This is a genomic window from Aestuariivita sp., assembly GCF_049276915.1.
Taxonomy (GTDB): domain Bacteria; phylum Pseudomonadota; class Alphaproteobacteria; order Rhodobacterales; family Rhodobacteraceae; genus Aestuariivita.
The window spans coordinates 1-14,361 of the sequence record NZ_JBASXK010000070.1; the positions used below are offsets into that span (position 1 = coordinate 1).

The following is a 14,361-nucleotide window of genomic DNA, read 5'->3' on the forward strand; positions in this document are numbered from 1 at the left end:
GCCGCGTAATCGACAGCTTTCTCAATAAGTATGGCCAGATCTTATGCTGCGGGTGCTTCTTGCTGGTGTTCGGCCCTTTGTAGATGGCCTGCAGCCCCATGATGCCCATCAGGCGACGCACGCGATGAAGCAGCAGACGGCACTGTGCAGCTGACTGTGCGTTATGGTGCAAAGCCGTTGGAACTTGCCAAAGGTAAAAATGCTATCGCACTGAACAGCATGAATGAAGTTGAGGGCACACTCCGTAAACTGCAACTTGCAGTGCTTGGTGGCGAACTTGATGCAATACTTGAGCAGCAGATAGGTTTGAGCAAACCAATTGCTAAGTAAGTGCTGGTGCGTGTTTAGCTGCGGTGTTTGTGTGTTAGAGTGCAGTTAGACACGCACTTAGCGTTTTAGAAAAGTGATACTTTTCAATAACTTACATGTTATGCAAATGTTCGGCACCAAAAGCGTGGATTGATAAAACTGTGTATTTACAATAGTTTAATGCTCACCAAATGAATTCAAGCACTGTCACGGTCGGCTTGCCTGAGCGGTTAGACCGGATTGTGCCACAATTGTTCCCGACTGGGGCCACAGGATCGCCGCGTTGTTTTGCAAGGCTATCTCTAATCCGACATGTTCAGTGATCGGTCTAGAGGTAACGGGCTATGACAGGTAAAACACGACTTATCACGGTTGGCGGCACATTTTTGTGCGCGCTGGGTATCGGCTTCTTCATGCAGAACACGGCGAATGAGCCGCAAGCTGCACTGGTTGAAATGGAACCGGTGGCGCGCGCGGATTTCAAACCGCTCAGCCAACCGGCATTTCCGATCCAGCAATCTCCAGTTGCATCGGTTGATATGACGGATCTGGTGCCTGTTGCTCCGAATGCCGAGCTATCCTTTGACGTTGCCGCCCTTGGTGAGACACTTCCCCTTGTTCAACCCGAGCCGGAAGTCGCTGAACCTATCTGTGACATTACATCTGTGGCCACGGTCGAAGCCGGTGCAATGGTTCGTCTGGATGTCAGCGCACCCTGCCTTGTGAACGAGCGCGCAGTTGTACACCACAATGGCCTGATGTTTACCGCTGTGACGGATCAGGACGGTGATTTGAGCGTTTCGGTCCCGGCCTTTTCGGAAATGGCTGTGCTGGTGGTTTCATTCGCAAATGGCGAAGGCTCGGTTGCGACTGCCGAGGTGAGTTCGCTGTGGTTTTATGACCGCGTGGCTCTCCAATGGGCCGGAGAAACCGGATTTCAGCTTCACGCGCGTGAGTATGGTGCCGAGTATGGCTCGGAAGGTCATGTATGGTCGGGCGCTGCGCGCGACGTGACTGCGGCGGCCATGGGCGAAGGCGGATTTGTCACTCAACTGGGTGTCGCGGACACGCTGGCACCCCTCATGGCCGAGGTTTACACGTTTCCCACGGGCACGGCATCGCAAAGCGGTGAGATCAACCTCAGCATCGAGGCAGAGGTTACTGCGCAGAACTGTGCGCGGGAAATTGAGGCTCAATCCATCGAGCTTCAGAAGGATGGGCAGGTGCGCACACAGTATCTGACCCTGAATGTACCCGATTGTGACTCTGTTGGTGACTTTCTGGTGTTGAATAATCTCGTCGATGACCTGAAAGTTGCGGTCAACTGATCCGCAAATTTCGGGGCACCATGTTGCGTTCCAAAGGTGCGGCGTTCTTCGCCGCACTCATTTTTTGTATGACCCCCTTTGCCCTGGCGGCACAGGACGTGACTTTGACGTCGCGCGATGGTGGCGTTGAAATCAGCGGGACGATGCTTGGCTTTGATGGCCAGTTCTATCGCGTCGATACGATCTATGGAGAGTTGACTGTCGATGGATCCGGCGTGACCTGCGAGGGGCCGGGCTGTCCCAACCTCATCGATTTTGTGGCCGAGGTGGATTTTTCCGGTGCGTCGATGATGGGCGAGGTTCTTGTGCCTGCGCTGCTGGAAGGCTTCGCCTTGCGCAACGGGCTGCGTGTCTCTCGCGAGGCAGTGGACAGTCAGAACATCGACTATTTTCTGCGCGATGGGCAGACCGGAAAAATCGTCGCGCGATTTGGCTTTCGGATCACCACAACGGATGAGGGATTTGCTGACCTTTTGGCCGATGAGGCCGATGTGGTCATGGCGCTTCGCGAGATCCGCCCGGAAGAGCGCAGCCGCGCCCGGGAAGCGGGTATGGGTGACCTGACGGATCGCAATCGCAGCCGTGTTCTGGCGCTGGATGCAATGGTTCCCATCGTGGCCCCGGGCAATCCGGTCAAGGTGATCTCAATGCCGGATCTTGCGGCGGTGTTTTCCGGTCAGATTACCAATTGGTCCGATCTGGGTGGCCCGGATGCGCCGATCGAGTTGCATCTGCCGGATGCAGGTTCCGGTCTTGCACAAGCAGCGGAAGACCGGCTGTTGCGCCCGGCACAGCTGCAACTGCCGGAAGGGGTTGTGCGCCACAGGGTGAGCAGCGCCCTGTCCCGGGCCGTCACGACGGATGTCTTCGCCATCGGTCTGGCAAGCTATGCAGAAGTCGGCAACGCCCGGATGCTGACGCTGACCGGACCTTGCGGCTTTTCTCTGGAAGCGACGCGGCGCACGATCAAAACCGAGGATTATCCTCTGACCTCGCCCATGTTCCTTTATATGCCTGCGCGACGTCTGCCAAAACTTGCCCGGGATTTCCTGGGATACATGCGCGGGCCCGCGGCACAGATCGTGATCCGGCGCGTTGGTTTCGTGGACCAGTCCCCGGAAGAGATTGCGATAAACCTCCAAGGTGACCGTTTTGCCAATGCGATAGCTTCGGCCGGTCCCGAAGTCACCTTGGATGAGATACAGCGGATGGTCTCGACGCTCCGGCCGATGGTGCGGTTGACCACCTCGTTCCGGTTCGAGACAGGCTCGAGCCGGCTGGATGCGCAATCCCGCTCGAACGTCGAGCAACTGGCGCGGGCGATCGAGGCTGGTGAGTATGATGCGCGTATCTTGAGTTTCGTGGGCTTTTCGGACGGTGAGGGTCCTGCGCCCGCCAATCTGACGATCGCCCGCCGTCGCGCCGAAGCGGTGCGCGATGCGGTTCTTGCAACCGCTGAAACAGTGGCCCCGGATCGGGTGACGCTCCGGGTAGAGGCCTATGGCGAGGCGATGCCCATGGCCTGTGATGACAGTGAGTGGGGCCGACAGGTGAACCGCCGTGTCGAGGTTTGGCTGCAGTAGCTTTCGGGTATTTGTAACCAGAAAGAGCGCCGGTCGCCGGTTTTCAGAGATAGCCCTGGGCTTTGAAACTCAGCTCCTGTTCTTTGCCGATGATCAAATGGTCATGCAGCGCCAGACCAAGTGTATCGCAAGCAGATTGTACCTGTGCCGTCATCTGGATATCCGAGGGGCTGGGTGTGGGATCACCGGACGGGTGATTGTGCACAAGGATCAGCGCTGATGCGTTGAGTTCCAAAGCACGTTTGACAATCTCGCGTGGGTAGACGGGGACGTGATCAACCGTGCCTTTGGCTTGTTCCTCATCCGCGATCAGGGTGTTTTTGCGATCAAGAAACAGCACCCGGAATTGTTCGGTGTCGCGATGTGCCATCGTGGTATGGCAATAGTCCAGAACCGCATCCCAGCTTGAGATCACGTGGCGCTGCAGGACGCGCGCGCGGGCCATTCGGTGGGCAGCCGCCTCGACAATCTTGAGTTCGGTTATCACGGCCTCACCAACACCGTTGGTTTGCCTGAGCCGGGCTGCGGGTGCGGTCACCACGCGGTTGAGATCGCCAAAGCGGTCCATCAACGCGTGCGCCAGTGGTTTGACATCCTGACGTGGAATTGCGCGAAAGAGGATCAGTTCCAGCAGTTCATATTCTGCAAGTGCCTGAGCGCCACCTTCGAAGAACCTTGCGCGCAGCCTTTTGCGGTGATCCGCGATGTAGGATGGCAGTCGCCCCCCGGGTTTGAGCGGAGTTGGCACAGCCTCATCCAGGTCAAACAGGGTTTGCGGTGCTTTGGAGAAGGCAGGCCTTTGCATCATGCCGTCATTCTGTTGCCGGTAGGGTGAATATTCCGTTAACCGGAGTTCGGGCGGTGCAGGGCAAAGGCTTCTTCGGTCACATCCGTGATCTCGGTGCCCAGATGGATCATCCCGGCCCGCCGCATCAGGGACAGCGAGGCTGTATTTCGTTGATCACCCCAGGCGCGGATGATCTGCGCGGGGCTGTTTTCCCAAATGAGATCGAATGCCAGCTTCACTGCGGTGGTGGCGTGGCCATGACCCTGGGCAGATCGAGCGAGGGTGATTCCAAGTTCTGCTTCTGCACCATCGTTGGATAGAAAAAGGCCCATATCGCCCAGCAATCTGTCGGATAGGGCATCTGCGACGGCGATCTGACACCACCGTCCCGGATCTAGCAGCGGTTCGGTTTCCATCTGTCTGAGAAAACCGGCCGCTTGGATGTCGTCCATGCGCGACCAGTTCTGGTAACGGGCCACACTTGGGTCGGTTCGGTACGCTTGGAATGCATCAAGGTCACCCGCGCGCAGGCGGCGCAGAGTGATTGAACCTGAGCGGGCAAAACTGTTCATGGCATCAATTGTGCCGCGCTTTGCCCGATTGATCCAGATATCAGATGCCGTGAACGGTGGGGCGAGGAGCAGGCAATACGTGCCTGATCCTCGCGGGTCGTTTGGGCCTGATCAGCCTTTCATGCCGTCCCAGAAGCTTTTCACGCTGGAGAAGAAGCTTTTCGTTTCCGGGTTGTTGTCTTCGCTCAGCTTTTCGAACTCTTCCAGCAGCTCTTTCTGACGCGATGTCAGGTTGACCGGTGTTTCCACGGCAAGTTCGATGAACATGTCACCATCCGCCCCGCCGCGCAGGGCGGGCATGCCCTTGGAGCGCAGACGCATCTGGCGTCCCGACTGGCTGCCGGACGGGATCTGTACGCGGGCGCGACCACCGTCGATGGTTGGCACTTCGATGGAGCCGCCCAAAGCGGCTTTGGACATGCTCACGGGTACGCGGCAGAACAGGCTGGTGCCGTCGCGCTCGAATAGCTCGTGCTGGGCCACTTCGACAAAGATATAGAGGTCGCCCGGAGGTCCGCCGCGCATGCCTGCCTCGCCCTCGCCGGCCAGGCGGATGCGTGTGCCGGTTTCGACACCTGAGGGGATGTTGACGTTCAGCGCGCGCTCTTTCTCGATCCGTCCGGCACCGCCGCAGCCTTTGCACGGGTTCTTGATGATCTGGCCCATTCCCGAGCAAGTCGGGCAGGTTCGCTCAACCGTGAAGAAACCCTGTTGCGCACGCACCTTGCCCATTCCCGAGCATGTCGGGCATGCCGTTGGTTCGGATGATCCTTCAGAGCCAGTGCCTGAACAGGATCCACATGTGGTCAGTGTCGGAACCTTGATCGTTTTCTGCAGGCCAGAATATGCCTCTTCGAGAGAGACGCGCAGATTGTAGCGCAGGTCGGAACCGCGTGAGGCACGTTGCCGTCCACCGCCGCCGCGTTGACCCATGAAGTCGCCGAAGAGATCATCGAACACGTCCGAGAACGCGCTGGTGAAATCGCCGCTGCCACCCCCAAAGCCGCCGCCGGGCCGTCCGCCGCCCATTCCGCCTTCGAAGGCAGAGTGACCAAAGCGGTCATAAGCAGCTTTCTTGTCGCCGTCCTTGAGAATTTCGTAGGCTTCGTTTGCTTCTTTGAACTGAGCTTCGGCGTCCGGGTTGCCGGAGTTGCGATCCGGATGGAGTTCTTTGGCCTTTGTGCGATAGGCTTTCTTGATCTCGTCGGCGGATGCGCCTTTGGACACGCCCAGAACGTCGTAATAGTCGCGTTTTGCCATGGTGTTGCCCCCTTTGCAGGAACGTATCGGGCCGGCCCGGACACCGGGCCGGCCCTGAAATGCCCCAGCTACTACGCCTTACGCACGCTTGTCATTATCCAGATCTTCGAATTCGGCATCGACGATATCATCATCGCGCGCCTCATCCGCAGCGGCGGGTCCGGCCGAGCCATCGTCTTCCTGGCTGGCCTTGTAGATCGCCTCACCCAGACGCATCGCGGCTTCGGTAACGTTCTGAATACCCGAGCGGATCTTGTCAGCGCCGACGTCCTCTTTCTCCAGATCTTCCTGGAGCGCAGAGATCGCCAGTTCGATCGCTTCGATCGTTGTCGGGTCGACCTTTTCGCCATGCTCTTCAATCGACTTTTCTGTCGAATGGATCAGCGATTCCGCCTGGTTTCTGGCTTCGATCAGCTCACGACGTTCCTTGTCGGCTTCGGCGTTTTCTTCGGCGTCCCGAACCATCTTTTCGATGTCTTCGTCCGAAAGACCACCCGAGGCCTGGATCGTGATCTTGTGCTCTTTGCCAGTGCCTTTGTCTTTTGCCGAAACGGACACGATGCCGTTGGCGTCGATGTCAAAGGTCACCTCGATCTGGGGCATGCCGCGCGGTGCGGGCGGGATGTTTTCCAGATTGAACTGACCGAGGATCTTGTTGTCGGCCGCCATTTCCCGTTCGCCCTGGAAGACCCGGATCGTCACCGCGTTCTGGTTGTCTTCGGCGGTCGAGAAAATCTGGGATTTCTTCGTCGGGATCGTGGTGTTGCGGTCGATCAGGCGGGTAAAGACACCGCCAAGTGTTTCGATCCCAAGGCTGAGTGGGGTCACGTCCAGCAGGACCACGTCCTTGACGTCGCCTTGCAGAACGCCAGCCTGAATGGCAGCACCCATGGCCACGACTTCGTCGGGGTTCACGCCCTTGTGGGGCTCTTTCCCGAAGAACTTGGTCACTTCTTCGACCACTTTGGGCATCCGGGTCATACCGCCGACCAGAACCACCTCATCGATGTCGCTTGCCGACAGGCCCGCATCTTTCAGAGCGGCAGCGCAAGGCTTCATCGAGGATTTGATCAGGTCACCTACCAACTGCTCCAGCTTGGAGCGGGTCAGTTTCATCACCAGGTGCAAAGGCTGACCGCCTTTGGGGTCCATCGAGATGAAGGGTTGGTTGATCTCGGTCTGGTTCGCGCTCGACAGTTCGATCTTGGCTTTCTCAGCGGCTTCTTTCAGACGCTGCAGAGCCATCTTGTCCTTGGTCAGATCGACGCCGTTTTCCTTTTTGAACTCGTCCGCAAGGTAGTTCACGATGCGCATGTCAAAGTCTTCACCGCCCAGGAATGTGTCCCCGTTGGTCGATTTCACTTCGAACAGGCCATCGTCGATTTCCAGGATGGTCACGTCGAATGTACCACCACCAAGGTCATAGACGGCGATGGTCTGCGTTTGCTCTTTATCGAGGCCATAGGCCAGCGCGGCGGCTGTGGGTTCGTTGATGATCCGCAGCACTTCAAGGCCGGCGATCTTGCCGGCGTCCTTGGTCGCCTGACGCTGGGCGTCATTGAAATAGGCAGGAACCGTGATGACGGCTTGAGTCACCTCTTCGCCAAGATAGCTCTCGGCGGTTTCTTTCATCTTGCCCAGGATGAACGCACTGATCTGGCTGGGCGAATACTTGTCACCCTTTGCCTCGACCCATGCGTCACCATTGCCGCCATCAACAACAGTGAAGGGCAGGTTTTTCTTGTCCTTGGCAAGGTGAGTGTCGTCAAAACGGCGACCGATAAGGCGCTTGACGCCAAAGACCGTGTTGCTTGCGTTTGTCACCGCCTGGCGTTTTGCCGGCTGACCGACCAGTCGCTCATCATCTGTGAAAGCGACGATCGAGGGGGTGGTGCGTGCCCCTTCCGAGTTTTCGATTACCTTGGGTTGCGAGCCTTCCATGATGGCGACGCAGCTGTTTGTCGTTCCAAGGTCGATTCCGATGACTTTGGCCATGTGTTTGATCCCTTTTTACATTAAGGCGATTGCCCGAGGCCCGGACCCGTTCCGGCATCCTTGCCCCGAATTTGGTCTGCGCCAGAGGCATACCCTTGACGCGTCTCGGGGTATATAAGGTTCGCGATCCAAGGCTGCAACCGTTCTGAACGCTGTGATTGGCGGAATCTTCAGGGTATTTTCAAGACATTTGCTGGGAGAGGACGAGGCGGCGATGGTGTTACGAGTGCGTGGCTTCGAGATTCACAAAGCCTATCTTGACCTTGCAGCGCAGCGCGCTTTGGTCGAGGCGCTGCGCCCCGTTTTGAAGGTGGCCCCTCTTTATCGACCGCAGACGCCCTATGGAAAACCGATGCGCGTGCGGATGAGTTCCGCCGGGCGGCTTGGGTGGTATTCGGATCGGCGCGGCTATCGCTATGTCAAGACGCATCCCGGCGGGCAGGCATGGCCGGCAATCCCCGCCCCGGTTCTGTCAATCTGGGAGGCACTGGTTGATGCAGAGAGATTGCCGGATTGTTGCCTGATCAACTTTTACGATGAAACCGCCGGGATGGGTCTGCATCAGGACAAGGACGAGGCGGATTTCTCCTGGCCTGTGGTGTCGATCTCTCTTGGGGATGACGCGCTTTTTCGCATGGGAAACGCGACACGTGGCGGATCCACGGATCAGATCTGGCTTGGTTCAGGGGATATCGTGGTCATGGGCGGCGCGGCGCGGCTTACCTATCACGGGGTGGATCGCATTCGGTTTGGCTCATCCATGCTGTTGCCCAAAGGCGGACGGATCAACCTGACGCTTCGGGTCGTGACCTGAGCCGGGTCGCCATGTCTTGCGAATGCATCGGATCAGCGACGGGCATTCCAACTGGCCGAGGCATGGCGACGGGTATAAAATTCGCCCATCAGACCCAGTACCACAAAACAACATCCCACAATCAGCGGGTATTCCCAGTTCGTGTAGCGTGGGTTGTAGTTGATGAACGCGTAACCTCGACATTGATCGATTATGTGGAAAAGCGGGTTCCAGTCGAACATCGCGATCATGAATCCGGGCAGGGTGTTGGCGACAAACATCTTGCCGGAGGCTATCATGTTGGCGCGCTTGTATATCGTCGAGATGATCATGGTAGCCGTCGGAAACCAGGGCTTGAGCGCCAGCAGGACCAGCCCCAATGCAATGCCGACGAACCATGCCAGCAAGAACATCATGAATGCGCCAATCGGATCCTCGATGGTGATCGGACTGATTATGACGTGATAGCCAAACAGAACCACCGCCAGCGTAAGCACCTGAATGTATAGCGCTCCGAATGCAGCGGCCCCGATTGCAACGATCGTGTTCATGGGCGCGTTTTGCATCATCGGGCTGCTGGGCCCTTCGGCACCCATCACGGCTCCCAACGTTCTGATGTTGGTCATGTACAGAAAGATACCGCTGAGCAGGTAGACTATGAAATCGCCGCGGATCGCACCCGGGCCTCGGAGCCCAAGTAGCGTGAACATCACGTAAAAGACCGCAACAAAGATCACGATCTGCAGCATGTTCACGCCAATGGCGAGAAACGCGTTGCCGTGCTGTTTGCGCACGTCGCGTACGACGGAGTGATAGATCACCTCCAACATACGTATTGCCACAGTTAGGCGGCTGTGCCGCCGGACCTGTTCAAACATGTTTTCTGAATCCCATGGAACTGCCTCAAAATGCGGCGGAATTCTTGCCGTTCCGTTACCTAAACATCATAAGGGGAGCCAGTATACAGATCAATCAATCCAAAACACGGAGATCAAATGTGTCGTATGAATCCCTCATCCCCGTGATCCGCCGTCTGGCTATCGAAGCCGGTGCGACCATCATGGAGATCTACGAGGCCGACGACTTTGATGTAAAAATCAAATCCGATGAAAGCCCCGTGACCGCAGCGGATGAGGCAGCAGACGCTTTGATCTCGGCCGGTTTGCGCGAGGCCTTTCCCGATATCATGCTGGTGACGGAAGAACAGGCCCAGTCCCACAACCAGTCCGGTGAGACGTTTCTGATTGTCGATCCGCTGGATGGGACCAAGGAATTCATAAATCGGCGCGGTGATTTCACGGTCAACATCGCGCTTGTCGAGGGCGGCGTGCCCACGCGTGGCGTTGTCTATGCTCCGGCGCGGGGGCGGATGTTCTATACGTTGGCGGATGGTCGATCGGTCGAGGAAACCGGTGCCTTCGATCCGGGGAAACCGGGCAAAGTGACACCGATTGCTGTCTCAACGCCGGACAATTCGGCCTTGATGGTGGTGGCAAGCAAATCTCACCGTGATCAGGCGACGGATGACTACATTTCCAAATATGCCGTGCGCGACATGACAAGCGCGGGATCGTCCCTCAAGTTCTGTCTTGTCGCCACCGGAGAGGCTGACCTCTATCCGCGGCTGGGTCGGACAATGGAGTGGGATACAGCCGCGGGTCATGCGGTTCTGTCAGGGGCCGGAGGCACAGTGGTGCGTTTTGATGATCACAGTCCGCTTGGCTATTGCAAGGACGGGTTTGCCAACCCGTTCTTCATTGCCCTTGCGCCTGGTGTGGAACTGAAGGGGGCCTGATGTCGGTTCTGATTGTAATCCCGGCCCGATACGCATCGACCCGGTATCCCGGCAAACCGCTTGTCGCGCTGAAGGGGGCTTCCGGACGCGCGCAGAGCCTGATCGAGCGGTCCTGGCAAGCGGCTATGGCGGTCAATGGTGTTGACCGGGTGGTTGTCGCCACCGACGACACACGGATCCGTACCGCCTGTGAAGGGTTTGGTGCCGAGGTCGTGATGACCTCTGAAGCTTGCGCCAATGGAACAGAACGCTGTGCCGAAGCGCATGAGGCGCTGGGCGGAGGGTACGATATTGTCGTCAACCTGCAGGGTGATGCACCGCTGACCCCGCACTGGTTCGTGGAAGGTCTGGTCTCTGGATTGCGCGCCACACCTGCAGCCGGGGTCGCAACGCCGGTCCTGCGCTGTGACGGGGCCGCGCTGAACGGCCTTCTTGACGATCGCAAGGCGGGACGGGTCGGTGGCACGACGGCGGTGTTCAACCGCGATCACCACGCGCTGTATTTTTCCAAGGAAGTGGTTCCGTTCACCTCCAAAATCTATGCGGCGGGTGACGAGACGCCGGTGTTTCATCATGTGGGGGTCTATGCATATCGCCCTGACGCTTTGGCGGCGTATCCCGGTTGGCCGGTCGGCCCGCTGGAGCAGCTTGAAGGCCTGGAACAGCTTCGCTTCATGGAGAACGGGCGGCAGGTTCTCTGTGTCGAGGTGCAGGCGCGGGGGCGGCAGTTCTGGGAGCTGAACAACCCCGAAGACGTTGTGAAGATCGAGGCGATGATGGCCGAGATGGGGCTTGAATGACCCACCCCCCGGTCAGCGTTATCGTGGTCAGCCGGAACCGTCCCGAGGCTTTGATCCGATGTTTGACCGGGATCAGTCAGCTTCGCTATCCAAGCTTTGAAGTGATCGTCGTCGCCGACAAGCCCGGGTTGGAGGCCGTGCGGCGCTGGCCCTCTGGTGCTGATGTGAAAGCGCTGTCCTTTAACGAACCCAACATCTCGGTTGCCCGCAACATCGGTATCGAAGCGGCCTCGGCCGAGATCGTTGCCTTCATCGATGACGATGCCGTGCCCGAACCCGGGTGGCTTGGGCATCTGGTCAAACCGTTCGGCGATCCCGCCACTGGCGCAGCAGGCGGGTTTGTACGCGGGCGCAATGGCATTTCATGGCAATGGCAGGCGCAATCGGTTGATCTGGCGGGCCGCGCGCAGGCTCTTGATATCAAGGGCGATGACCCTGTTGTGCTGACACCCTCACCGGGACGCGCGATCAAGACGGAAGGCACCAACATGGCCTTGCGCAGGTCGATTATCGCGCGGATTGGGGGGTTTGATCCGAACTATCATTATTTTCTGGATGAAACCGATGTGAATCTGCGCCTGGCCGCAGCCGGGGTTTCCACGGCTATTGTGCCGCTTGCAGTGGTTCATCATGGCTATGAACAGAATGCCACACGGCGGCAGGATCGTGTCCCGCGCGACCTGACGCAGATGGGCGCAAGCTGGGCCGTTTTTCTGGCAAGGCATTGTCCGGATGTGCATTCGGATGAACGTTGGCGCTCGATCGTGATGGAGGAGAGGCGGCGGTTGCTGCGCTATATGGTAGAGGGGCGGTTGGAACCGCGCGATGTGCGCCAGATCATGGCAGGGCTGCGCAAGGGTTTTGCCGAAGGCAGTGCCCGGGTCCCGTCAGATCTGACGCAACTTGGTGCTGCACCAAACAGCTATCGCCCGTTTCCCTCAAAGCCCGACCGCAAAGCTGTGACGCTATCGGGGCGGATCTGGTCGCGAAAAGCCTTGCGCCAAAAGGCCCGGGATGCTGCGCTTGCAGGGGATATCCCTTCGGTTTTTGTCTTTTCGCCAACCATGTTTTATCATCGCCGCATCTTTCACCCTGAGGGATACTGGGAGCAACGCGGCGGCCTGTTCGGAAAGAGCTTGCGGACAGACCCCGGTTTCCGACTTTGGATGCTGCGCAGGCGTGTGGCCCGCGAGGAAGCCCTTTGGAGCAAGTATCAGTAAGCCGCGTAATCTTTGCGCAACAAGTTAAGGAATAGACTGATCTTTCTGGTCGCGATTACCGATGCTGATGGAAAATCCTGCCAAAGGGCCCTATTCACGTCAATCAAAGCGAAAAGCCAAACAGACGATTTCAAGTGAGGTACAATGCGTAAAAAGGTTACCAAGGCGATCTTCCCGGTCGCGGGAATGGGCACACGGTTTTTGCCTGCCACCAAGTCGGTTCCCAAGGAGATCATGACCCTGGTTGATCGCCCCCTGGTCCAATATGCGATCGATGAGGCCCGTGCGGCTGGTATCAAGGAATTCATCTTTGTCACGTCGCGCGGCAAAGGCGCGCTTGAAGATTACTTTGACCATGCGCCACAGCTTGAACAAGAGCTGCGCAAGAAGGGCAAGACCGAGCTGCTGGATATCCTCAAGTCCACGAATATGGAAAGTGGTGCGATTGCCTACATTCGCCAACATAAAGCTCTGGGATTGGGCCATGCGGTCTGGTGCGCGCGGCGTTTGATCGGAGATGAGCCCTTCGCCGTGATGTTGCCCGATGACGTGATCGCCGCTGAAACACCCTGTTTGCAACAGATGGTTGAAGCCTATCACGAGACCGGCGGATCCATGGTTGCCGCGATGGAGGTGCCGCCAGAGCGTACGTCCTCCTATGGGATACTCGACGTCGAAGAAGAGATGGGCGCGGTCGTCAAGATCAAATCCATGGTCGAAAAACCCAATCCCGAAGATGCACCGTCAAACCTTGCTGTAATCGGGCGATACATCCTCAATCCATCTGTGCTGAGCAATCTCAACAAGATGAAAACCGGTGCAGGCGGAGAGATTCAACTGACCGATGCGATTGCGCAGGAAATCGGCAAGCCAAAGGGCGGTGTCTATGGGTTTCGGTTCCGGGGCCAGCGCTTTGATTGTGGCTCTAAGTCGGGCTTTTTGCAGGCAACGGTCGCATTTGGTTTGGCGCGCGAGGATCTTCGTGACGACTTGTCGCGATACTTGCATGAAATCATCGCCTTGGATAAGGCCAGTTAGCAACACGATCATCTCGGGGCGCGCCTTGTGACTCAGTATGTTTTGGTAACCGGTGGCGCAGGCTATATCGGCTCACATGCCTGCAAGGCGCTCAAGGCCGCTGGCTATGTTCCGGTTACCTTTGACAACTTCGCTACAGGCTGGCGCGATGCCGTCAAGTTTGGTCCCCTTGAACAGGGCGATCTGTTGGACCGGTCGCGCATCGGCGAGGTCTTTGCCAAGTACAAACCCACCGCCATCATGCATTTCGCAGGCCTCTCCCTTGTTGGTGACGCCATGAGCGACCCGGGTCTTTACTGGCGTGTGAATGTCGGCGGTGGTCTGAACCTGATCGAGGCGGCCGTCGCTGCGGGCTGTCTGAACTTCGTCTTTTCGTCGACCTGCGCGACCTATGGCGATCAAGATGGTGTGACCATGGATGAAACCAGCGTCCAGGAGCCCCTCAATGCCTATGGTGCCAGCAAGATGGCGATTGAGAAAATCCTTGAGAACTTCTCTGCCAGCCACGGGCTGCGACACGTCATCTATCGGTACTTCAATGTGGCCGGGAGCGATCCGGATGGCGAGATCGGAGAGTTTCATCGCCCCGAAACCCATCTGATTCCGCTGATGTTTGATGCGATCGAGGGAAAGCGCGCCGCTTTGACGATCTATGGCACCGATTACGACACGCCTGACGGGACCTGCATTCGCGATTATGTGCATGTTTGTGATCTGGTCGATGCGCATGTACTTGGCCTGCGCTGGCTTGAGCAGGGAAAGCCGAACCGGGTCTTCAACCTGGGGTCTGGCAAGGGGTTTTCCGTGCGCGAGGTCATCGCGAACTCACGCGCGGTGACCAATCGCGAGGTGCCTTTCGAGGAAGGCCCACGTCGCGGTGG

At 57.8% G+C, this 14,361-nt stretch carries 14 protein-coding genes and 1 pseudogene; 9 read left to right on the forward strand and 6 right to left on the reverse strand.

From position 1 onward, the window contains the following. A pseudogene (locus WAO69_RS06965) lies at positions 1-124 on the reverse strand (IS3 family transposase); the annotation flags it as partial. 53 nt (positions 125-177) lie between these two features. On the opposite strand from WAO69_RS06965, the gene WAO69_RS06970 reads away from it, so the two are divergent. The 3 genes from WAO69_RS06970 to WAO69_RS06980 all read left to right on the forward strand — a co-directional run bounded on the left by WAO69_RS06970 (position 178) and on the right by WAO69_RS06980 (position 3,220). Beyond that, on the forward strand, positions 178-330 hold the full coding sequence (locus WAO69_RS06970; protein ID WP_422177419.1) for a hypothetical protein: 153 nt from the start codon (positions 178-180) through the stop codon (positions 328-330). A 323-nt stretch (positions 331-653) separates the two neighbouring features. Then, the gene (locus WAO69_RS06975) at positions 654-1,637 is read left to right on the forward strand and encodes a hypothetical protein (protein WP_422177421.1); all 984 of its coding nucleotides are present in this window, start codon (positions 654-656) and stop codon (positions 1,635-1,637) included. A gap of 68 nt (positions 1,638-1,705) precedes the next feature. Further along, positions 1,706-3,220: a phosphate ABC transporter substrate-binding/OmpA family protein gene (locus tag WAO69_RS06980; protein WP_422177423.1), complete on the forward strand. Its 1,515-nt coding sequence runs from the start codon at positions 1,706-1,708 to the stop codon at positions 3,218-3,220. Positions 3,221-3,263: 43 nt separating this feature from the next. Here WAO69_RS06980 and radC read toward each other — a convergent pair whose 3' ends face one another. The 4 genes from radC to dnaK all read right to left on the reverse strand — a co-directional run bounded on the left by radC (position 3,264) and on the right by dnaK (position 7,834). Beyond that, complete coding sequence (gene radC / locus WAO69_RS06985) at positions 3,264-4,028, reverse strand: RadC family protein (RefSeq protein ID WP_422177425.1); 765 nt, start codon at positions 4,026-4,028, stop codon at positions 3,264-3,266. A 35-nt stretch (positions 4,029-4,063) separates the two neighbouring features. Further along, entirely contained in the window at positions 4,064-4,579 is a 516-nt protein-coding gene (locus WAO69_RS06990) for a GNAT family N-acetyltransferase (RefSeq protein ID WP_422177427.1), read from the reverse strand. Between the two features lie 111 nt (positions 4,580-4,690). Further along, the gene (gene dnaJ / locus WAO69_RS06995) at positions 4,691-5,839 is read right to left on the reverse strand and encodes a molecular chaperone DnaJ (RefSeq protein WP_422177429.1); all 1,149 of its coding nucleotides are present in this window, start codon (positions 5,837-5,839) and stop codon (positions 4,691-4,693) included. A 78-nt stretch (positions 5,840-5,917) separates the two neighbouring features. Then, a complete protein-coding gene (gene dnaK / locus WAO69_RS07000) occupies positions 5,918-7,834 on the reverse strand; it encodes a molecular chaperone DnaK (RefSeq protein WP_422177431.1) in 1,917 nt (638 codons plus the stop codon). Between the two features lie 214 nt (positions 7,835-8,048). Between dnaK and WAO69_RS07005 the strand changes: the two genes are divergently transcribed. Then, positions 8,049-8,648 carry an alpha-ketoglutarate-dependent dioxygenase AlkB family protein gene (locus tag WAO69_RS07005; RefSeq protein WP_422177433.1) on the forward strand — a complete coding sequence of 200 codons (600 nt, stop codon included), beginning with the start codon at positions 8,049-8,051 and terminating at the stop codon, positions 8,646-8,648. Between the two features lie 32 nt (positions 8,649-8,680). Here the strand turns inward: WAO69_RS07005 and WAO69_RS07010 are convergent, their stop codons facing one another. Then, a complete protein-coding gene (locus WAO69_RS07010) occupies positions 8,681-9,505 on the reverse strand; it encodes an ABC transporter permease (RefSeq protein WP_422177435.1) in 825 nt (274 codons plus the stop codon). A gap of 119 nt (positions 9,506-9,624) precedes the next feature. Here WAO69_RS07010 and cysQ point away from each other — a divergent pair, with 119 nt between their 5' ends. The 5 genes from cysQ to galE form a co-directional block, all read left to right on the forward strand. Beyond that, positions 9,625-10,422, forward strand: coding sequence for a 3'(2'),5'-bisphosphate nucleotidase CysQ (gene cysQ, locus WAO69_RS07015; protein WP_422177437.1), 798 nt, complete (start codon positions 9,625-9,627; stop codon positions 10,420-10,422). After that, positions 10,422-11,222, forward strand: a complete 801-nt coding sequence (locus tag WAO69_RS07020) for a 3-deoxy-manno-octulosonate cytidylyltransferase (RefSeq protein ID WP_422177439.1) — start codon at positions 10,422-10,424, stop codon at positions 11,220-11,222. The genes cysQ and WAO69_RS07020 overlap by 1 nt, the downstream gene beginning before the upstream one ends. Next, positions 11,219-12,442, forward strand: coding sequence for a glycosyltransferase family 2 protein (locus tag WAO69_RS07025; protein WP_422177441.1), 1,224 nt, complete (start codon positions 11,219-11,221; stop codon positions 12,440-12,442). Before WAO69_RS07020 ends, WAO69_RS07025 begins: the two co-directional genes overlap by 4 nt. A gap of 144 nt (positions 12,443-12,586) precedes the next feature. Continuing rightward, positions 12,587-13,480, forward strand: coding sequence for a UTP--glucose-1-phosphate uridylyltransferase GalU (galU, locus tag WAO69_RS07030; protein WP_422177443.1), 894 nt, complete (start codon positions 12,587-12,589; stop codon positions 13,478-13,480). A 27-nt stretch (positions 13,481-13,507) separates the two neighbouring features. Continuing rightward, the coding region (gene galE, locus WAO69_RS07035) for a UDP-glucose 4-epimerase GalE (protein WP_422177445.1) at positions 13,508-14,361 on the forward strand (854 nt) is incomplete at its 3' end.